The 20,801-nt window shown below is 51.3% G+C and carries 15 protein-coding genes; 4 read left to right on the forward strand and 11 right to left on the reverse strand.

The window, feature by feature from the left end; genetic code table 11:
* Nucleotides 1-74: 74 nt before the first annotated feature.
* From L0M14_RS20220 to L0M14_RS20230, 4 genes are all read right to left on the reverse strand, one after another.
* Complete coding sequence (locus L0M14_RS20220; protein WP_260115376.1) at nucleotides 75-719, reverse strand: MBL fold metallo-hydrolase; 645 nt, start codon at nucleotides 717-719, stop codon at nucleotides 75-77.
* Nucleotides 602-1,054 (reverse strand): MBL fold metallo-hydrolase, encoded by a 453-nt coding sequence (locus tag L0M14_RS31190; protein WP_260115377.1) that lies wholly within the window; start codon nucleotides 1,052-1,054, stop codon nucleotides 602-604. Before L0M14_RS31190 ends, L0M14_RS20220 begins: the two co-directional genes overlap by 118 nt.
* Nucleotides 1,055-1,064: 10 nt before the next feature.
* A complete protein-coding gene (locus L0M14_RS20225; protein ID WP_235118391.1) occupies nucleotides 1,065-1,796 on the reverse strand; it encodes a class I SAM-dependent methyltransferase in 732 nt (243 codons plus the stop codon).
* A 72-nt stretch (nucleotides 1,797-1,868) separates the two neighbouring features.
* Nucleotides 1,869-2,558 (reverse strand): DUF6483 family protein, encoded by a 690-nt coding sequence (locus tag L0M14_RS20230; RefSeq protein WP_235118392.1) that lies wholly within the window; start codon nucleotides 2,556-2,558, stop codon nucleotides 1,869-1,871.
* Between the two features lie 193 nt (nucleotides 2,559-2,751).
* Between L0M14_RS20230 and L0M14_RS20235 the strand changes: the two genes are divergently transcribed.
* The gene (locus L0M14_RS20235; RefSeq protein WP_235118393.1) at nucleotides 2,752-2,973 is read left to right on the forward strand and encodes a helix-turn-helix domain-containing protein; all 222 of its coding nucleotides are present in this window, start codon (nucleotides 2,752-2,754) and stop codon (nucleotides 2,971-2,973) included.
* A 151-nt stretch (nucleotides 2,974-3,124) separates the two neighbouring features.
* The gene (locus tag L0M14_RS20240; protein WP_235118394.1) at nucleotides 3,125-7,528 is read left to right on the forward strand and encodes a DEAD/DEAH box helicase; all 4,404 of its coding nucleotides are present in this window, start codon (nucleotides 3,125-3,127) and stop codon (nucleotides 7,526-7,528) included.
* A gap of 300 nt (nucleotides 7,529-7,828) precedes the next feature.
* On the opposite strand, the gene L0M14_RS20245 is transcribed toward L0M14_RS20240, so the two are convergent.
* The 5 genes from L0M14_RS20245 to L0M14_RS20265 all read right to left on the reverse strand — a co-directional run bounded on the left by L0M14_RS20245 (nucleotide 7,829) and on the right by L0M14_RS20265 (nucleotide 14,287).
* Entirely contained in the window at nucleotides 7,829-8,083 is a 255-nt protein-coding gene (locus L0M14_RS20245; protein ID WP_235118395.1) for a molybdopterin dinucleotide binding domain-containing protein, read from the reverse strand.
* On the reverse strand, nucleotides 8,059-9,936 hold the full coding sequence (locus L0M14_RS20250; RefSeq protein ID WP_235118396.1) for a molybdopterin oxidoreductase family protein: 1,878 nt from the start codon (nucleotides 9,934-9,936) through the stop codon (nucleotides 8,059-8,061). The genes L0M14_RS20245 and L0M14_RS20250 overlap by 25 nt, the downstream gene beginning before the upstream one ends.
* A gap of 32 nt (nucleotides 9,937-9,968) precedes the next feature.
* Nucleotides 9,969-10,319: a nitrite reductase small subunit NirD gene (nirD, locus tag L0M14_RS20255; RefSeq protein ID WP_235118397.1), complete on the reverse strand. Its 351-nt coding sequence runs from the start codon at nucleotides 10,317-10,319 to the stop codon at nucleotides 9,969-9,971.
* A 31-nt stretch (nucleotides 10,320-10,350) separates the two neighbouring features.
* A complete protein-coding gene (gene nirB, locus L0M14_RS20260; RefSeq protein WP_235118398.1) occupies nucleotides 10,351-12,768 on the reverse strand; it encodes a nitrite reductase large subunit NirB in 2,418 nt (805 codons plus the stop codon).
* 283 nt (nucleotides 12,769-13,051) lie between these two features.
* Nucleotides 13,052-14,287: a nitrate/nitrite transporter gene (locus L0M14_RS20265; RefSeq protein ID WP_235118399.1), complete on the reverse strand. Its 1,236-nt coding sequence runs from the start codon at nucleotides 14,285-14,287 to the stop codon at nucleotides 13,052-13,054.
* A gap of 544 nt (nucleotides 14,288-14,831) precedes the next feature.
* Here L0M14_RS20265 and L0M14_RS20270 point away from each other — a divergent pair.
* Together L0M14_RS20270 and L0M14_RS20275 are read left to right on the forward strand one after the other, a co-directional pair.
* Entirely contained in the window at nucleotides 14,832-15,482 is a 651-nt protein-coding gene (locus tag L0M14_RS20270) for an ANTAR domain-containing response regulator (protein WP_235118400.1), read from the forward strand.
* Nucleotides 15,479-16,510, forward strand: coding sequence for an anthranilate phosphoribosyltransferase (locus L0M14_RS20275; protein ID WP_235118401.1), 1,032 nt, complete (start codon nucleotides 15,479-15,481; stop codon nucleotides 16,508-16,510). Before L0M14_RS20270 ends, L0M14_RS20275 begins: the two co-directional genes overlap by 4 nt.
* Before the next feature lie 66 nt (nucleotides 16,511-16,576).
* On the opposite strand, the gene L0M14_RS20280 is transcribed toward L0M14_RS20275, so the two are convergent.
* Together L0M14_RS20280 and L0M14_RS20285 are read right to left on the reverse strand one after the other, a co-directional pair.
* Nucleotides 16,577-17,371: a CAP domain-containing protein gene (locus L0M14_RS20280; protein WP_235118402.1), complete on the reverse strand. Its 795-nt coding sequence runs from the start codon at nucleotides 17,369-17,371 to the stop codon at nucleotides 16,577-16,579.
* Nucleotides 17,372-17,548: 177 nt separating this feature from the next.
* Nucleotides 17,549-20,770, reverse strand: a complete 3,222-nt coding sequence (locus tag L0M14_RS20285) for an S-layer homology domain-containing protein (protein ID WP_235122980.1) — start codon at nucleotides 20,768-20,770, stop codon at nucleotides 17,549-17,551.
* Between the last annotated feature and the right edge of the window lie 31 nt (nucleotides 20,771-20,801).

Raw genomic sequence — 20,801 nt, forward strand, 5'->3', positions numbered from 1 at the left:
TCATAATTAGGGTGACCGAATCGGGCAAAAACCAAAAACGCCGCTTCCCGAACCACAGCAGTCCTAGGCATTGATTACACAACTGTCTGATATAGAACCTTGTCGGAGTCATCCGCGCACGAAACCGCTCGGATCCGCCCCTCCGCTTCGAGCAGGACGAGATGCGCGATCGTCTCCGAGAGCGCGAAGCGCAGTTGATGCACGGACAGCCGATGGCCAAACATGGCCCGGCACAGTGCATACGCGCTGAGCGGCTCGCGCAGTTTCTCCTCCATGAGCGCAAGCCGCTCATGATGATGGCGCACCAGCTCCGCTGCGCGTGCGCTGAACCCCGCCCATGGCTCCCGGTGTCCCGGGTAAGCCATGCGGACCTGCAGCCTGCCGATTTCCTGCAGGCTGTGCAGGTACGCGCCGAGCGGATTCGCTTCCACCTGCGGGAGGAAGCTGACGTTCGGCGATATTTGCGGCAGGACGTGGTCGCCGCAAAAGATGACCTCCGACTCGGCGTCGTAGAAGACAAGATGACCCGCGGCATGGCCGGGGGTCTCGATGGCTTCATACATCCGCTCCCCGAGGCGGACCGGCCCTTCTCCCAGCAGCGTCACCTGCGGCTGCGGGGACACAAGCGGCACGAAGCCTGCCATGTGCCGCTCCATCTCTTCCAGCTCGCCGGCCGGCAGCCCGTGGCGAGCGAACAAATCCAGGAGCAGCCGGGACATCGGCAGCTCCCCTGCCACATGAGCTGCACCTGCCGCCATCCGGTCTCCGAGAGGAGAACCGGGGCGCCCGTGCGCTCCTGGAACCACCCGGCCAGCCCGTAATGGTCGGGATGGTGGTGAGTGAGCACAACTTGTTCAATGTGCTCAAAAGCAATTCCGCGCTCCTGCAGCACCGCATGCCAGAGCGCCTCCGCTTCCGGGGTACGGAGTCCCGGATCAATCAAGGTCCAGCCCGCGCTACCCCGTACGAGGTAGCTGTTGACCCACCGCAGTGGAAAGGGCAGCGGTACTTTAACTTGAAGAATATCATCTGAATGTTCAATCGTGGTTAGCATGTGCCGCTGTTCATCCTTTCCGTTGTCCTACAAAAATCATTCTGCTGGAATTCGCCTCATCATAAGCCTGTCCATCATAGCCCCCGTATACATGATCCAGCTGCAAGCCTGCAGAGGTCAGCATGGCTTCGAACGCTTCACGGCCGTAAAGCTTAACCTGCTCAACATAGTGACGCTCAGGCTTACCTTGCTCGGAGATCACAATACGTTTCCGTACACAGCCATCTTCAATGCTGCGGCTTTCGCGAATCGTCATCCCTTCTTCCGTTCGTTCCGACTGCGGAACCAGATGAACTTTGACATAAGCCGGATTCATAAAATCGACAATGTACTTCCCGCCAGGCTTGAGCAAACGGTGTATTTCATGAAACACACGCTCATTTTGTTCATCCTCATCAAAATAGCCAAAGGAAGTAAATAGATTCACAACAGCGTCAAATTGACGTTCGAGCGGCACCTCGCGCATATCCCCGCGCAGCCACTCTACGTGACTGTCCGTATCCAGCTTTACCGCTTCCTGCAGCAGCACCTCCGACAAATCCACCCCCGTAACCTTGTAGCCAAACTCGGCAAGCGCCATCGAGTGTCTTCCCATTCCGCAGCAAAGATCAAGCACCTCCGCCCCCTGCTCCAACTGAAGCCAATCGATCATTTTCTTAACTTCATGATAAGCCCCCTGTAAATCACGATGCTTATATACAACTAAATAATCATTCCCAAAGCTTTCTTGATACCAAGCCATCTCTCGCACCTACTTCTATGTATTAAAGGAATTATAACCGGATAAAGGAAGGATTTATGATTACTGATTACGTTAAACCGAGGGGTTTTCCTCTGCATGATACTTTTGTTTCAGCTGCTCCAAGCCCGTCACTGCTTCTTCGGCGGTAAAGTTCCCCGCTTGAAGATCCTTTTCATCCTTGGCAAGAAGCCTTTTATAAAACATAATCGCCTCCTGAAGCACCGATTCCTTTTCCCCTGCATCTTCTATGTAATGAAACAAAACATCTTCCGCTTTCGAGTAACGGCCCCTACTCTCGTAAAAGGCAAAGAGCGACAACTTGATAGGTGCCGGAATAAACCAACCGGATAATCTTTCGATAACGGCTTCAATCCGAGGGCAGGACTCCTGACGAATCTCCGTCTGATCTTCATCATCAAGGTTGTACAGCTCAAACAGCAATTCCAGTGATTTCAGATGATAGGCGTAAGCCTCCTCCGGCTCCCCGCTTGTCACATATAAGTCTCCTTGTTCCCTGAACAAGTCTGCCACGATGAGCGCTTTGCCCGAATCTAAGCTCCCCTGATACGTTAAAAACTCAAGAATATCTTTACTGGACAAGGCATACAAGGAGTGAACATTAAGCCCTAGCACATGGCGGCTCGCTTCCTCCAAAAGCCGCTGGGCTTCTGCAATTTGAAGCTGATCTTTATGAAAAAGAATACGATGGAGCGTTACAGTCAACTGCTCAATCTGCCGCATAAAATAATCCCGCCTGAACATGAATGCCGTCTCCTTTCGGGCCAGATGGTCCCTTTTCAGCTTAACACGGCTCCGTTGGAAACTCAAAAGCGGCTTATGCCCATTTTTCCCGGTTCACGGCACCATTGATAGCAGCCCTTCATAAACTAACTTTGACTGTATCCCTATACCTTGTATTTCCCAATACCCGAGCAAGGAGGGGTGACACACATCCATGACCAACGACCACAAAAACAAATTCCTACTTACCAACCGTGAACGTGAAGTATTCGAGCTCTTAGTTCAGGACAAAACAACCAAGGATATCGCGCAGCAGCTTTTTATCAGCGAAAAAACTGTTCGCAACCATATATCCAATGTTATGCAAAAATTGAACGTAAAAGGTCGTTCACAAGCGGTTGTAGAACTGATCAAGCTTGGGGAATTGAAGATCTGATTCCGTCAGCATATGGATCCATGCGAGCCTTCGCGCCTCATCCTTTTTGAGGTGTCGAGGGCTTTTTATGTGGAGATCAAGCTCTTGATGGCAACGGCAAAGTGAATATGATATCTTGGAAGAAAATGTGAAACGGGAGGTGTACGGATACTTGGAGAGCTTAGAAGAGAGTTTGCGGCGGGAATTCGGTTTTCATCCCGTACTAACGGGATGGTTCAGCTCCAAATATGGTCAGCCCACAGAAGTACAACGTCTAGCCTGGCTCCAAATTACAAAAGGCGCGAATACCCTTATTTCCTCACCTACTGGTTCCGGTAAGACACTGGCGGCTCTCCTACCATGCTTGCATGAAATTGCTGCAGAAAAGCTGGAGCAGGGCGTGAGCTATACGCCTGGTGTGAGAACGCTGGTTGTCACTCCTTTGAAGGCTTTGAATAACGATATTCACCATCACCTGCTCTTATATATAGAAGAAATACAAAAACGATCGGACGAACGGCAAGACATCCGGTGGCCCGGACTGCAAGCGGGGGTTCGCACAGGAGATACGAAGCAAAGCACTCGCGCTTCCATGCTCAGGACTCCCCCGGATCTGTTAGTTACAACTCCGGAATCGCTATATCTGCTGCTAACCTCTCCGAGAGCGAGAGAGATTTTGAGAACGGTGCGGCACATTGTCGTCGATGAAATTCATGATCTTGCGGCGGACAAGCGCGGCATGCACTTGTCCCTGACGCTGGAGCGGCTAGAAGCGTGGTGCAGACGAGCTGTTCAGCGAATCGGCGTCTCTGCTACACAGAAGCCGATTGAACGTGTTGCACAATTTCTCGGCGGTTGGGAGAACGATACCCCGCGACACGTGGAGATTATTGAGAGTAAAGCCGAGAAGCTCTATTCCCTGCAAGTGACGATGCCGGAACCTGCCCGCCCTAGCGCCGATAAGGAAGCGCTATGGACGCCGCTAGTTGTGCGGCTGCTGCAGCTGATGGAAGGCTGCACCTCGACGCTTATTTTCGCCAACAGCCGCAGGCTGTGTGAACGGCTGACGCTGCGGCTGAACGACCACGTCGGCTACGAGATGGCCAGAAGCCACCACGGCAGCGTTGCCCGCGAGAAGCGCCTCGAAGTCGAGCGCATGCTGAAGGACGGCGAGCTGCGCTGCCTCGTCGCAACTTCGTCGATGGAGCTCGGCATCGACGTGGGCCATGTCGATCTGGTGATCCAGATCGACTCGCCGTTCAGCGCGGCCGCCGGCATCCAGCGCATCGGCCGCGCCGGGCACGCTGTCGGCGATGTCAGCCGCGGCGTGTTGCTTGCGCGCAGCCGCACCCTGCTGCCGGAGCTGGCTGTGCTCAGCCGGCGCATCGCTGCGCGGGACATCGAGTCCATCCGCATCCCGCGGGGCGGACTCGATGTGCTGGCGCAGCAGATCGTCGCCATCGTCAGTCTCGGCGACGACTGGGACGTGCAGTCGCTCGCGAAGCTGCTCGCGCGCAGCGATAGCTTCCGCTGGGTGACCCGCGATAAGCTGCTGCAAATGCTTGAGGTGCTGTCTGGCTTCTACCCATTCGTGCGGCCGCTCCTTGAATGGAACCGCGATTCAGGGCAGCTTACGCGCCTAGCCGTTACACCGATGGCGGCGCTGATTGGCGCCGGCACCATTCCCCAAAGCACGGCCTACCCCGTGCATCACAGTGAAACCGGACTCCATCTCGGCGAGCTCGATGAAGAATATATCCAAGAGTCGTCGGTAGGCGACGTCTTCCAGCTTGGCACCGCTTCGTGGCGGATTGTCCGTATCCGGCCTGAACGGATCTATGTGCGCGAAGCGGAAAACCGCTACAGCGAGATTCCCTTCTGGCGCGGCGAGGCCGGGGGTAAATCTTTCGAAATTGGCGTCCAGACAGGATCGCTATGGCGCGAGCTCCATAACCGTCTCCAGGCCGCGGGAGAATCCGCTCATAGCCTGCCAACAAGGACTACAGCAGATGTAGAGACTCAAGCCTGGCTGATGGCCACGTTTCATATGGATGCAGATTCCAGCAGCAGCTTGATCGCCATGATCCGTAATCAAATGGCGGTTGCTGCCGTTCCGACGGACCGAAATGTCGTCATCGAATGCTTTACGGATGAACAGAATCATACCCACTACATCCTGCATTCCTTGTTTGGGAGAAAATTCAACCGTACCTGGTTGATGGCCATATGCCGCAGATTGGCCCAGATCGGTTTGTCACCACTTTACACAAACGCCAGGGACCAAGGACTTGAACTGATTTTCCCGAAATACGACGAGGCTATCGTACACGAGATCATGTCTTTGACTGCCGAGCAGTCTGAGACGCTAGTTGCAGATGCAGTCGCTCAATCCCCGATGTTCGGAGCGGCCTTTCAGCGAATGGCGGAGACCTCTCTGCTGCTAAGCCGAAGCTTCACACGAATGCCTGCTTGGAAAAAGCGTCTCAGAGGACAAGAGCTCCTCAAGGAAGCCCTGCCGTTTCGAGAGCGCTTCCCCCTCTTTCAGGAAGCCATGCGCGAATGTATCGAAGAACACGTAGACATTACCCATTTGAGAGAGGTACTTACAGCTATTGCTCGCGCAGAGATCCGCTTCTCCGTTCAACGCAACCAGTTCCCGTCACCTCTTGCCGGACAATTTCATGCGGATTATGCGCAAACCCGCTTGTACGAATCCGATGCTCTTGCACAGGATGTACAGGTTGAGCTGCTCAGCTTCAGCCGTCAAATGGCCGCCGAAGTGTTTGGAATGGACGCGGTCAGGGAAGCAGTTAGCCCCGAAGCGATAGCTGCTGAGGAGAAGCGGTTATCCGAAACGAGCGTTGCTTTGGAACAAGCGGAGGATCTTTTTCGCTATTTGAAGGAGCACGGAGAAGCTTCTCTTGATGAGCTGAAAAAAGCGCGTCTAGCAGCCGATGCTTCTATCGTAGAATGGCTGAACCATATGAAAGACCGCGGTTCACTGAAAGAAATTCGCTTAGGCAACCAGACGTACTGGATATGCGCAGATGAAACGGAGTACTATGAAGAGCTCGCCGATTCTGCGAGCGCACAGGCCTTTATTTTCCAGCGTTTTGCCGATCATCGGCTTTCCTTTACTGCTGAAGATGCAGCTTCCAGATATGATGCTCCGCTGGTATCGGTTCAAAGCTGGATACAAGCCGCACGGGAGGCCGGCTCTGTTGAACCCGCTCCCTTTGCCGAACCGGGGCAGGAGCAGATCTGGACGAGCCGCAAGGTCGCATCGCGCTTGATTCGCACGTCGCTGCAGATGTATCGCCGTAATGGAGCTGCTGTGCCCGCGCTGCATTACTTTCGGCATATGCCGCTTCGGCATATGGCGACTGTCCCTGCTCCATCGGGAGCTGCAGGAATGGAAGGACTACGCGAGATTATTGAGGCTTTGCAAGGCTTCTTTATGCCTGTGTCTCTCTGGGAGTCTCTTCTCTTTCCGACACGCCAATCCCGTTATCGAAAGCAGGATTTGGATCTGCTCTGTTCTTCGGGAGAAGTATTTTGGATCGGAAGCAAGGAGCCAGATGATAAAGAAGGAAAAATCGCCTTTTTCACTTCGGAAAGCAGTGCTCTCTATGAACCCTACCTATCGGCTGCATTGGGGAAGACAGCATCCCATCCAGAGCTTCATCGGCTGCTGCGCGAGAAGGGGGCATCGTTCCTAAGCAAGCTCGGAATCGAAACAGGTCGCACGCCCTCATCTCTTCTCACCGATTTACTGGACCTGGTATGGGACGGCCGGGCTGCCAACGACCAGTTTGCCACGCTGCGACTTCACGCGCAAAGTAAAGGGAAGAAGCCGGACAAATTCCAGTCCGGTCTAGGCAGATGGTATGCGCTTGATTCGCTGCACAACCCCCAATATGACAAGGAAGCATCGGTAACCGCCTGGATCCAGCATGTATTAAAAAGGTACGGGATCTTAACCAGAGATCTAGCCGCTTCCCTCTGTCCCTATCCTTGGGAAACACTGCTACCGTTCCTGAGGCAGCTGGAAGAATGGGGACTTGTTGTGCGGGGGTTATTCCTTCAAGACGTGGCACAGCTTCAATTCGCGTCCAAAGCGTTCCTTTCACAGCTTCAACAGCCCTATACAGATAACGACCGAATTGCGGGCGGATCGTATAACGAATCGCTCACCCTCATAGGCGCGGTCGATCCAGCTAATCCATTCGGGCTGCTGCTGCCATGGCCTGTGAAACAGGGGGTTTCCTTTTCCCGCAAGGCAGGCAACTATTTAGTATGTCAGGATGGCCGCTGGTTGCTTTGGATGGAAAATAACGGAAAGAGGATCTATCGCTTGGACGGCCCCAAGTCTGAAGTTGATGCATCTAGCATGAGCCAGCAGCTCAAACAGATTTTCCGTTTGATGTTCCAAACGAGCCAACTTCGTAAAATTGTGATCGACAGCTGGGACGGTGCCCGAATCGAGGATGCTCCTGAGCACGCTTATCTGAAGCTGCTAGGGGCAGAGAGGGACCGTGCAAGCTACGTGCTTTGGCCGAGCCAGATTCTTGGATGAAATCTGAAGCCTACACGTCGAAATCCTATTCAATTTAGTGCCTTCACTGACAAAATTGGCAATACATACTGTGCTTGAGCTTCAAAGCCGTATCAAATCTCCGCAGCATCTACATCATGAAGTTCCCGGCCTACAATGCCAAAAAGAGCTGTACAGCTAGCAGATCCTCTGCTCTGTACAGCTCTCAGTCTGTTGACACTGTTAGTATGGAGGCTCAGTAGTTCTCGAAGAAGCTTAGCGGGCGCCCTCAAAGTACTGCGCTCGGAGAACAGCAGCCAAAGCTGAACCCTTGATTGGTCTTCAATCCGCTCTCTCTACCTTAACGGCGCATATTTTGAACTCGGGCATCCGGCTTGTCGGATCCAAAGCGTCCATGGTCAGCTTGTTGATCGACAATTCTTCGCCCCAATGAAAAGGGACAAAGACGGTTCGTGGCTGAATCCCTTCCGTTACTTTGACCTGAAACACCAGCGACCCTCTTCTTGAGGTAATGCGGATTTTACTGTCCAAGCCTAATCCGATTTTACCGGCTAACCACGGATGGATCTCCGCCACCGGTACTGGAGCCTTCTTATGCAGACCTTCCGTTCTGCGCGTCTGTACCCGCTCAAATAATGGTTGGACAGCCGTCCCGTCGTTAACACGAACGGGTAGTCAGTGTCTATCGGCTCAGCCGGCATTTTGGGAGTGATACCGAATAGTCGGGCCTTGCCGTCCGCATGATGAAAGGACTTCTGGAACATATACGGCGTGCCCGGATGATCGGCAGACGGACAGGGCCAGAACAATCCTTTCTCACTTTTGAGTCGATCATAGGTGATTCCGCTGTAATCCGCCTTCCCGCCGGCGCTAGCTCGCGCCAGCTCGTTGAACACATCCTCAATGCCGCTGTATTGAAAATACGCCCCTCTGCCCAAACGATCTGCAAGCTCGCAGATAATCTCATAGTCCAGCTTACTGCTGCCAGGAAGCTCTAGTACTTTGCCACGGTGGAACACTCTTCCTTCCAAATTGGTTAGCGTACCTTCCCCTTCAAGGAAAGAAGAGCCCGGCAGCAAATAATGAGCATATCGGGCAGTTTCGGATTCAAACATGTCAATAACCACAAGCAGCTTTAGCTTTTGCAGCGCACGTTCGACCATCCCACTGTTCGGGCTTGAAACAAGCGGATTCGAACCAAGTACGATGAGCGCCTTGATTTCGCCCTCATCTACTTTTTTGAGCAGCTCATAGGCAGAAACGCCTTTCCCGGGAAGCTCCTCCGGGCGAATTCCCCATACGCTGGCAACATGCTCGCGTGCAGCGGGGTCCTCAATGGAACGGTAGCCGGGAAGCTGATCAGCCTTTTGACCGTGCTCGCGTCCTCCCTGACCGTTCGCTTGACCCGTCACGGCTCCGTATCCGCATCCTGGTCGGCCTATTTTCCCAGTAAGCACAGATAGATTGATATAATTCAAGGTGTTCTCCACACCGTTCACTTGTTGTTCCAGCCCCCGCGCCGTCAGTACGATTCCCGTTTCCGCCTTGGCGAAGCCTCTGGCAACGGTTCGTACCATCCCCTCGAGCACACCTGTTATTTCTTCCACACGAGCGGGCGTAAATGACTTAACAGCCTCAGCGAGCTGTTCAAATCCTACCGTACGCTCTTGAACAAAGGAGTCTGCATACAGCTTTTCATTCACAATGACGTGAAGCAGCCCATTGACAAATACAGAATCGAAGCCAGGCTGCAGTCTTACATGAATGTCCGCTACCTTGGACGTCATCGTATTACGCGGATCGATCGTCACAATCACAGCTCCATTCTTCTTAGCCTCTAGTAAATATGGCATCATGGTCGGCTGGCATTCAGCAATATTCGTACCGGCCAAAATGATATACTTCGCCTTCGGTATTTCAGACAAGGGCATCGTCATGCCCCTGTCGATTCCAAACGCCTGGTTACTTGCCGCCGCAGCGGAGGACATGCAATATCTTCCATTGTAGTCAATATACTTGGAGCGCAGAGCGACTCTCGTAAATTTACCGAGCAAATAACAGACTTCATTGGTTAACGAACCGCCGCCGTATACCGCTGCCGCATCATGGCCGTACTCTTGCTGAAGCTCTTGAATTTGCTTGGCAATATCCCCTAACGCATCGTCCCAGGTTACGGGGCTCCAAGCGCCAAATGTGCTGTTCATTCTGGCTAGCGGTTCGGTGACCCGCTCCGGATGGAGCACATGCTCCAGCGAATTGAGTCCCTTCTGGCATAGCCTTCCTGTCGCTACAGGAAAATTAGGGCTTGGTTTCACAACCAAGCCCGGATTTTTATCACTGGGGACTAGTTCCACCCCGCACTGCATACTGCAAAAGCAGCAGTGGGAGGAGGTTTGTTCTTTTGGCAATGTCCGCAAAGCTTCTATCATCGCTCCCCACTCCCCGCTTCTATAAAGTTGAATTAGCTGGCCAATTCTTCAGCTTTGGCGAAGCCGATATAGACGATGCCATCCTGGAGCTTAGTCGAATACGTCTTGACACAGCCGGTATCCGGAAGCTGAACCAATCCCGAAGGAAGGTGAATTTTCCGGTCATGCATCGGGCAGAACACATGCTCGTCACATACGATTCCTTCCGCTAATACGCCATCCTTATGCGGACAACGATTTTGAATCGCTTGAAGCTTGCCGCTGCTTAATTTAAACAAAGCAACTTCCTCGCCCTGATAGCGAATCGTTTTCCCTGTATTGAAAGCCAGTTCCTCGTACGATACGGCTTCTACCCAAACCAATTGCTCCTCTTTCACGCTCATATTCCGCTCTCCTCCCACCGAGAAAAATCTTCTATGTTAATTCGACCACTTCGTAGAGATCTTGCCTTATTTTTTTACTGTCAATTGCTGCTCTCCATGGATCTTTGGTAACAGAAAGGGCTGTGTCCATTCTCGCACAGAGCTCCTTGCGCTTGGCTTCATCCTGTACAACATCACGGATATGGTCAATGCCAAGTCTGTGCACCCACTCGCTGGTACGCTCACCGTATTTGCCTGTCTCCCGGTAATACTGTAAATAAGCTTCGGTGTATTCAATAATCTCTTGCTCCGTCTTCACCGTGGTTAAGAGATCGCCTACCCGCACTTTCACACCGCCGTTTCCTCCGGCATACAGCTCCCAGCCGCCGTCTACAGAAACGACACCCAAATCCTTAATCCCGGACTCCGCACAGTTACGCGGACAACCGGAAACCGCCATTTTCACCTTGGCCGGTGTATTCAAACGCTCGAAGCGTTTTTCCATAGCTATACCAACTGCCATAGAATCACCTGTGCCGAAACGGCAGAACTCTTCACCAACGCACGTTTTTACTGTACGAAGTGCTTTCCCGTAGGCATATCCAGACGGCATATCGAGCTCTTCCCACATGGCGGTCAGGTCCTCTTTTTTCACACCAAGCAGGTCAATCCGTTGACCTCCTGTCAGCTTAACGGTAGGAACATTGAATCGCTCCGCAACTTCCGCAATTCGCTTTAGCTCGGCTGGGTTCGTCACCCCTCCGTACATCCGCGGTACGACGGAATACGTTCCGTCTTTTTGAATATTGGCATGCATCCGTTCATTCACAAATCGGGATGTGCTGTCATCACGGTACGACTCCGGATTCACCATGCCCAAGTAGTAGTTCAGTGCAGGACGGCATTTGGAGCAGCCTTCTTCATTCTTCCAGCCCAACACATTCATAACTTCACGAACATGGGTAAGGCCCTTGGAGCGAATCGCTTCAACTACTTCGTCACGAGAGTGTTCCGTGCAGCTGCAGATCGTTTCTTTTGCCGCGTTTTTATCGTAAGAGGTACCCAATGTGTAAGCGAGCAGGTCGCTGACAAGAGGCTTACAACCTCCGCAGGAACGGGAAGCCGTCGTGCAGTTCTTCACTTCTTCCACACTGGTGAGCCCTTGCTCTTTAATCGCCGAGCAGATCGTCCCCTTGGTCACGCCATTACATCCGCATATAATCGTGTCGTCACTCATATCCGCTACGCCCGAAGCCGCACCGCTACCGGAGTTGTCCTTTAGAATAGCTGTTTTCTCCATTCCGCTGATATCCGTTTCTTCGCGGATCATCTGCATCAAACGTGTTCCGTCTGACGTATCTCCGAACAGCACGGCTCCGATGATTTTGTTGTCTTTGATGACGACCTTCTTATAAATACCGGAAAATTCATCATGCACACGAATGGCCTTCGTACCCTCAGCATCTACGAATTGACCGCCTGAGAAGACGTCAACGCCGGAAACCTTTAATTTGGTATAAACAACTGAACCTTCGTATGGCGCTGTCTCTACACTTGCGAGATGTTTGGCAAGCACAGCCCCCTGTTCGTAAAGCGGAGCGACCAGACCGTAAGCAACACCACGGTGCATCGCACACTCACCTACTGCATACACATTCGGCACGCTTGTTTGCAAGTAATCGTTGACAATGATGCCCGGATTGCACTCCAGCCCCGCCTTTTTGGCCAGCTCCACATTCGGGCGAATCCCTACTGCCATGACGATCAGGTCCGCCTCAGCAACCGTACCGTCTTTGAACTTTAGACCTGTAACCCGCTTATCTCCAATAATTTCCGCAGACTGCTTCTCGAGCAAGAAGTTCATTCCCTGATCTTCAAGAGCTTCCTGCAGCATTTTGGAGGCAGGGCGATCCAATTGCCGTTCCATAATGGTGTCAAGAATATGAACAACATCCACTTTCATGCCTAAGTTGAGGAAGCCGCGTGCCGCTTCAAGCCCTAGCAGCCCTCCGCCGATGACGATGGCTTTTTTATATTTTTTTGCTGAATCAATCATGATTTCGCAGTCACGAATGGTTCTGTATGCCATCACGCCTTCTTTATCAGCGCCTGGCAGAGGAATCATGAACGGATTCGAGCCTGTAGCCAGAATTAATTTATCGTAAGAAACCGTTATGCCTTTATCGCTGGTTACGGTTTGAGCCGTTATATCGATATCGGTAACCGTTTGATTGGTGTGTAAGGTAATGCCGTTGGTCGTGTACCATTCAAAGGGATGGATCACGATATCATCTACCTTGGAGTCGCCTGCGAGCACGTAGGATAACAAGATCCTGTTATAGTTCGGATGCGGCTCACTCCCAAAGATTGTCACTTCATATTTGCCTGGAGCCAGCTTCAGCAAATGCTCTACTGCGTTTACCCCAGCCATACCATTTCCGACCAATACCAACTTCTCTTTCTGTGTCATTACGAATCATCCTTTCTATATGGCCTAACTCGATATCCCTTAGTGACTCAAACCATATCCCTCTAAAAAAAGGGTCATGGGAAGCGGTATTAGCCTCCCTATGACAATAGTTGGGATATGGAGCTAGAGTAGTTCGATTTGAACTACCAAAGACGAGTGGTCGTAAACGTCTTTGCGCATACAGCCTGCTTTGCTGGAAACAATTCCAAGCTGCATGAGCAAAGCGTTTACTGGGGGTTCTTCCCGCCGGCCGCTGCTTCAACCAGCGGGAGAGCCCAATTGTTTAAGCGTGAACGCCGCTTGCTCCAGAAGACTTCACTTTGCCGCCTTCCCCGATCCAGGAACGCTTCCATTGACCTTGGACAATTGCGATGAGCAGAATGCAGCAAATTGCGATACCGCTGAGCACCAGGAAGCCAGGAGTGAAGGACCCTGTGGACAACTTCAGGTTGCCTAGAATTTTCGGAAGGAAAAATCCGCCAATACCGCCCGCAGCCCCAACGATCCCCGTCATCATGCCGACCTCGTTGCCAAATCGCTGCGGCACAAGCTGGAACACAGCACCGTTCCCCATTCCCATACACAGCATGGCAATGAAGAGGAGAACCGTTGTAATACCTAAACTTGGCAGCAGTGAGACGCCTGCCAGCATAACGCCAATACCTCCATACAGCAGCATCAGCATCCGAATACCGCCCATTTTATCGGACAGCCAGCCGCCAACCGGACGGAAGAAGCTTCCCGCAATAATACAGATGGTTGCAAAATCAGCCGCTTGAATAGCACTTAATTTATACTGAGTATTGAAGAAAATCGTTAAATAGTTAGCCATACCGGAGAATCCGCCGAAGGTTACCATATATAGTAAGCAGAACAACCATGTGTCTCTTTGTTTAAGCAAGCGTCCGTAATCTTGAAAAGTTGCGGGAGCCGGCTGCGACGGGCTGTCTTTGGCAGTAAATAAGAAAATAATGAAAACGATAGTTAAAGGAATAAGTGCAAGACCGAATACAACATGCCAATCCCCAAAATGCTGTGCCAAACGATTGGCGAAAATGGTACTGAATATCGTCCCGCTGTTACCCGCACCTGCGATGCCGAGTGCTAGCCCTTGGTGCTCCGGTGGATACCAGCGACTCGCTAGCGGCAGAGCAGCTGCGAAGCTCGCTCCCGCAATTCCGAGCATCAACGCTACGAAATACATATCATTTAGAGAGTCAGCAACCTGCCAAGCAAAAATGAGCGGCACCAGCGTTAAAATCATTCCCAGAATACCTGTTTTCTTGGGCCCGATCCGATCGGTCAGATAACCTAACACCAATCTTAGGATCGCACCTCCAAGCGCTGGGAGTGCCACCAAGTTTGCCTTCTGAGCCGCATCCAGCTGAAAGTCATTCGCAATTAATACAGCAAGCGGACCGAGCATGACCCATACCATGAAGCTCATGTCAAAATACAAGAATGCGCTGAGCAGCGAACCTTTGTGCCCGCTTTGTAGAAAACTTTTCCGATCGACCATCCGGATCCTCTCCTTAAATGCGGCTTTTCGCCTTTTTTTGTTTCTTCCCCATCCGACTGCATCTTTCTTTTCTCTTTTTTTGTGTTGGGTTGCCCTCTAGCTGCAAGCTCTCCGAGGTTACGCTACATCACTGCTGCAATAACAAAAGGCCGACAGACATAACCGCACCTATTGCGGTATGTTCATCGGCCTCGTCGCCACTGCAGTCACATCGTTGTGACATACACGTTAACATTCATTACACAGAGAACAGAAAAAGCCTATCCGATTACGCATTTGTAAGGGGATAGGCGCCATTGCCTGTTGATTGGACACACCATTGTGTCCGTAATCTTGTGTGGTTCATGATCTTATTATAGTCCGCTTTTAAAATTGTGTCAATAAACTTAACATAGTTTTTTCATAAAATAAGTTGATCTGTTTTTATCGACAAATTTTAAGGCCCTGTGCTATATTTATTGGTATATAAAATCACATCCCCGCACGTAACCTGACATGAAGTTGCCATGTCCATGAAGCTAAACTAAGATGGAGGGTATTAAGAATGTTGCAATCATTTATACTGATCGACGAGTTCTCTCCAACTCGCTCAGCTTCCTCCACCTCGTCTTCGCATTCGCGGACTGACGCTGCATCTCTGGTCAAAGAGTCGATGCCAGAGGCTGCGTTAAAAGATCTGGGATTTCGAGTGTACACAGCCTCTGCTCCCAAAGAGCTTTCCTTTATAATAGGTAAAGTGGATGCTGCTTTGCTTTCGGTCAGCCCCGAGCAAGTAGCGCCTTGGCGCAGCCGAGTTCTTGAACATCGAAGCCTTCCTGTCTTCTGGTGGTGTGATCACCATACGTTTCCCAGCAACGAATGCAAGCTTGATGCAGGTATTGACGGCCTAATCGGCTCCGCCATGAACGCTCTTGAAATTCACTGTGCTCTACTGCTTGGTGTCAATCATTACTTTCAACGGACGGAGTGGCATCAAGAACGAGAACAGCTTCTATCGAAGCTTGAGGAGCGCAAATGGATCGATCAGGCCAAACGCATTCTTAGTGAAATCAAGCATATCTCGGAGGCGGAGGCCTACGATTTTCTGCGCAAACAAGCCATGAACGAACGCAAACGGATGGTTGACGTCGCCACCTCCATCGTCAAAGTGTATCAGCTGCTGCAGGATCAGAATCAAGGAGGTCGAAAACGATGATTTCATTATTAAAAGAAGTAGGCCGCGGCAAACGCGGAGCAAGAGATTTGACTTACGAAGAAGCGCTGCAGGCTGCGGAGCAGATTATAAATGGAACCGCTACACCTGCCCAAATCGGAGCTTTTCTTGTGGCGGAGCGAATCAAAATGGAGTCGCCGGATGAACTGAAGGCATTCATTGACGAGCTGAAAAAGCACAGAAGCTCCTTTCCGATGGAGGGCAGCTTTGATTGTGCAGGACCGTACGACGGTCGCTCGCGTACATTTATCGCTACGCTGCCTACCGCTTTTGTACTAGCGGCTTGCGGCCTGCCAAATACGCTGCACGGCTCGCCAAGTATGCCTCCGAAGTGGGGGATTACACTTACTGACGTCCTTCAAGCCATGAATGTATCTGCTGTTACTTCCTCTCGGGATGCTTTGGTTGCGGCTGCGCAGCGGACCGGATTTCTCTTCGTTCCAACGGAGGCCTGGTGTCCTCCGCTCGCCGCGCTGAGAGGATTGCGGCAAGAACTCGGTCTCCGTACCGTCTTTAATACAGCGGAGAAGCTGATGCGCTTTACCGATGCTCCATATATGGCGATCGGCGTGTTTCACGGAACCGTGTTCGAAAAAATCACGAATTTGCTGATGGACCTCGGTGTATCAAGAGGTATTGTCGTACAGGGAATGGAAGGCTCCGAGGATCTTGCCGTCGACAAGCGCACACGTACGTATCTCATCCAGGACGGAGCAAGCGAGCTCTTTATCGTCGATCCAGAGCTTTACGAGCTGATGGTTGAGGTGCCTGAAGTGGAATGGACTGCTGAGTTGCAAGCACAGACCGCCTTGTCTGTGTTGAAAGGAGAGGCCGAGCTTCCCTACTTGAATATGGTGCTGCTGAACAGTGCGATGAGGCTCTGGATTTCCAAAAAAGCCGGATCCATTGAGGAAGGTATCTACATGGCGCGGCATGCCATTGAGCAAGGAAAAGCGCTGCAAACCTACCAGGCATGGTTGGAAGCAATTAAACCTGTTTCCACGCTGTAGCATGACAAAAGCCGATCTTCATGCGGGAATACCGCGGGAAGATCGGCTTTTTGTGTGCTAGTGCGCTTATTTGCCGATAAACTGCTGTGTGAACATCTTACCGCATGGGCCTCCGTTCACAATACCGATGCCGATGTGCGTATAGTCCTTGTTTAGAATGTTTTCGCGATGGCCCTGCGAATTCATAAGGGCTTGATGCGCTGCCTGCACATTCTGATTGCAAGCAATGTTTTCCCCTGCCGTATTGTACTGGATGCCGAACTTCTGCATCATATCAAACGGCGATCCGTACGTAGGCGATTCATGTGAGAAATAATTATTGTCGACCATATCCTGACTTTTCAAGCGGGCTGTCTTGGTCAGCTGGAGGTCTGCGGTAAGCGGCGGCACACCGGCAGCAGCACGTTCCTTGTTAACCAAATCCAGCATCTGCTGCTCTTCCTCTGTCAAGCCGGATACAATCGGCGTTTCGGGAGGCGGGCTCGGCTCAGACGGCGGAGCCGACGGCTGTGGCGGAGCTGACGGCTGCGGCACAGGTGTTGGGTTTGGCGCAGGCTTCTTGGAAATTTTCAAATTGCCGTAAGCCCAAAGAATGGATTGCAGCGTTTGGTCATCAATGTTACCGGTCACTGGCAGGCCGTATTTGTTTTGAAAGGCTTTGACACCGGCTTGCGTCTGACTGCCGTAATATCCCGTGATGGGCCCACCGTAGTAGCCCAGGGATTTCAGCATCCCCTGCACGGCATATACGTCAGGTCCTTTGGAGCCTTTGCCAAAAGCGAATGCCGTCGTGGAAGACGTAAACAGCAGAATGGCGCAAACCAGCGCGATCCAGGCATGCTTTCTTTTGCCATGAAACATAACAATCGGTCCTCTTTTCTTCGAAGGAATCTATCGCCTTATAACGAAGAAGGCGCTGATTATAGAGTGACCTATTTGACAAAAGTTATCCAAATAAAGAGAGAACGATCCCGCTGATTTTGCTAAAAAACAGGCTTCCTCCAGTTGGAGAAAGCCTGCCCGTTAGTAGTGCTGTCTTTACTTAAGTGAGTCTAAAAGCTGTTTAACCTCAGGATTAAGAATGAGTGCATGAAGAATGACGGTTAGCGCTTCTGCGCGGGTAGAATTTTGCTTCGGATTGAATGCCCCGTCTTCTGATCCTTCAATGATCCCCGCATTGGCAGCCTCTTCGATGGCTTGCGCTGCATAGGAGTCTGCTACATCCGTAAAGCTGCCTGTGTTAGCATCAGTTTGAACGCTCTTCAGATTTACAATGCGTGAAAGGATCGTCACCATTTCTTCCCGCGAGATCGTCTTATCAGGCTGGAAGGTACCGTCACCATATCCGCCTACTACGCCTACCGCTGCAAGCGATTCGATTGCATCCTTCGCCCAATGATCTTCAACATCGCTTAAAGCAGGTGCCGAAGCGTTGTCTTCCGTGATATGGAAAGCACGAGAGATGAGAACCGCGAACTCAGCGCGTGTGATTGGACTGTCCGGCTTAAAGCTGCCGTCTTTATATCCTTCAATAATATGAAGCTTCATGAACGTATCTACGGTTTGTTCCGACCAGTGACCCTTCGTATCCGCCGGCTCAGCCGCAGGTGCTGCTGATTCGCGAGCCTGCTTAATCAACTGCTCCACATGTTGAACGACTGTATCGGCTTTCACAACTTTCGTTTGGAAAATGTCAGGCCGCGTAGATGTTGGCTTATCCTCGGGCTTCGACGAATCGGCCGGATTGTCGGACTTGTCAGACTTGTCAGATTCATCGGAGGAGGATGTAACCGAAGGCGCAGTAGCCGGTGCGGAAGAACCCGAATGCTTTTTGGAAACGTAAATGGGAAAGCTTCGTGTAATCCCTTGATAGGTTGCTTCAATAACAGTAGAACCTGCAGAAACAGCAGTAACCAAACCTTGTGAAACAGTTGCTATATTCATATCACCGGACTCCCATGTCGCATAAGCGGTAACGTCCGTCTTACTGGAATCTGAATATACAGCTTGAGCTACCGTTTGCTTAGAATCCCCAACCCTTAACGAAGATGGATGCTGCTCAAAGGTAATATCGGATAGCGCTGGAGCAGTAACCGGATCAGGATCAACCGTTACTGCGGCAAAGTCACTCAAGCCTCTAGGCTTAAGCTGGTATACACCATTATATATGGCAGAAATTCCGGTAATAGTAACCTTATCTCCAGCTTGGTACGTAAAATCCGTTTGTGTAAGTCCTGTTCTTGCATCCACTCGAACATGCGTAATCGTACCGCCGATACTGCCCGACGTATCAGCATCAAATTCAAATGAACCCGGTGGTGTTGCTGAGACGATATTCGTAATCTCTGCATCATTCAATGTAACTAGCTGCCCTTGGTTGCTGTCATTAAGAGCTGTAACTACATTTGGAGCAGGAACCTGCGTCGTCTCGGTTTTATGAATATCAAGCGGACTGGCTAATTCTAATTCTGAATTGTACAGACTCGTCGAAGCTGAAACAGACACCCGATCTCCTGCATGGAAGCCCGCTGTGTTTTGGTAGACATAAATTCCGCCTGTCCCATCCTGCAGATAAAAGGCTTGGCCTCCGAAGATGCCGGGCTCGGTCGTGACAATGCCTTCTACAGTGACTGATTGATTCGCTCCTTGATTCCGGACTTCCGCAATGGTGCTTAAAGCAGGAAGCTGAGGCTGAGGCTGATCAACAGAAGGCAGCGATTCAGCGGGAACATTGTCAATGGTAACCGACTCGGATTTAAGTGCAGTGCTTCCCTGACGAACCCGAAGCGTTGCCGAACCAGACGTGCCTGGTTTGATTTGAACTGTCAAATCTTTGTGTGCATATCCGTTCGAATCGGCGGTCATCGAAAAAGCGGAACTATACCCATAAGATGAAGGCCATGTTCCGTCGTCATTCTTAACTTGTCCGACTTGAGTTCCTCCTGCTAGATAAATACCAATATTAAAATTCGATACTGTCTGATTCGGAGTAAGATTATTCGCTTCCACACGAATCTGGAATGGTTCTGCATTAGGCAGTGTTGCCTGATGGACAGAGCCGTAGGTTGGATTCGCAACAACCGCAGTAGAGCCATAAGAGCCAGCCTTATATGTGGAGGAATCCCACCATTTATAGCCGGCACTTGGAGCAGCCCAAGGCTCGGTTTGCGGCTCGGTCGATGTTGAAGGTTCTTCCATAGAAAGCAGCGGTGTTGGCTGATCCAGCTCCAAGCCTGGAACTTCCGAAAGCGACGTGTAGCTTTCTTGCTTCGCCAGCCAATTAACCAGATTAGTTACATAGAGAGCGTCGTCTACTTCTTTCCAACCATCGTAAGTCGTTTTGCTTCCGCCCGTCTCTTCTTTCAGGTACTTAGGCGTCGCATCTTCAATAGGTGAGGAATCGCCGATAAATGCAGCCTTGCCGAGCCCAATCTTGGCAATAGCGGAAAATGCCCCTTCCTCATGACCGCCTCCATTGTATACACCTTGGTCAACAGCACTTGCCCAAGCTGTACTAGTCGAAGGCAAATACACAAGGCCTTTGGCTTTATTCGGATCTACGATCGCCAGGGTTGAGCCTGCATGCATCGCGACAGCGGAAACCCCTTGTGTAATGCCGAATGCCTGATCCGGAGAAACAATCCCGTCGGCATTGATATCCCCTAAAGCGTTGTAGCGAAAACGCACCCCGAAATTGTTGGCAAGCCAATCAGAGCTCTGCACTCCTTCCATAATGGAAGAAGCTGCCTCTTCAGAAGTCATCCCTGCAGCAGGATTATTCCAAGCGCCGCGGCGATAACCGTTGAATACTTCCGAGCCGTCCCAACGGTTCTTGTTCCGGTCCGCATTGTAATGATCGGCGATAAAGAAAATGGATCCTCCTTGGCTGACATAATCGAGAATCGCTTGCTGTTCGGACGGTTTGAAAGGATACTGCGCTTCTGCAACGACAAACACATCATAGCCCTGCAGGTCCGAAAGGGTAATCGATGAATTCTTGCGAAGCTCCTTTACATAGAAGCCTGCCCCTGCGAGTGCATTACCGAAGTCGGAGAAGCCTCCGTCGATGACCCAATCGGCTGCGCCAGAAGTTTCACCATGCGAGTTGTCAAATAACACTTTTTTACCGGCATTCTCATTGACGACTTTAGCCGCAATAAACGGTGCTGGATCGTTCGACGTCTCAGCGTGCGCTATCGCCGAGAAAGGCGAGACGATGGAAAGCGCCAAGAGAATGGGCAATGCTTTTCCTTGAATCATCTTCAAATTCTGTTCCCTCCATGATGAATAA

The organism is Paenibacillus hexagrammi, assembly GCF_021513275.1.
Lineage (GTDB): Bacteria > Bacillota > Bacilli > Paenibacillales > NBRC-103111 > Paenibacillus_E > Paenibacillus_E hexagrammi.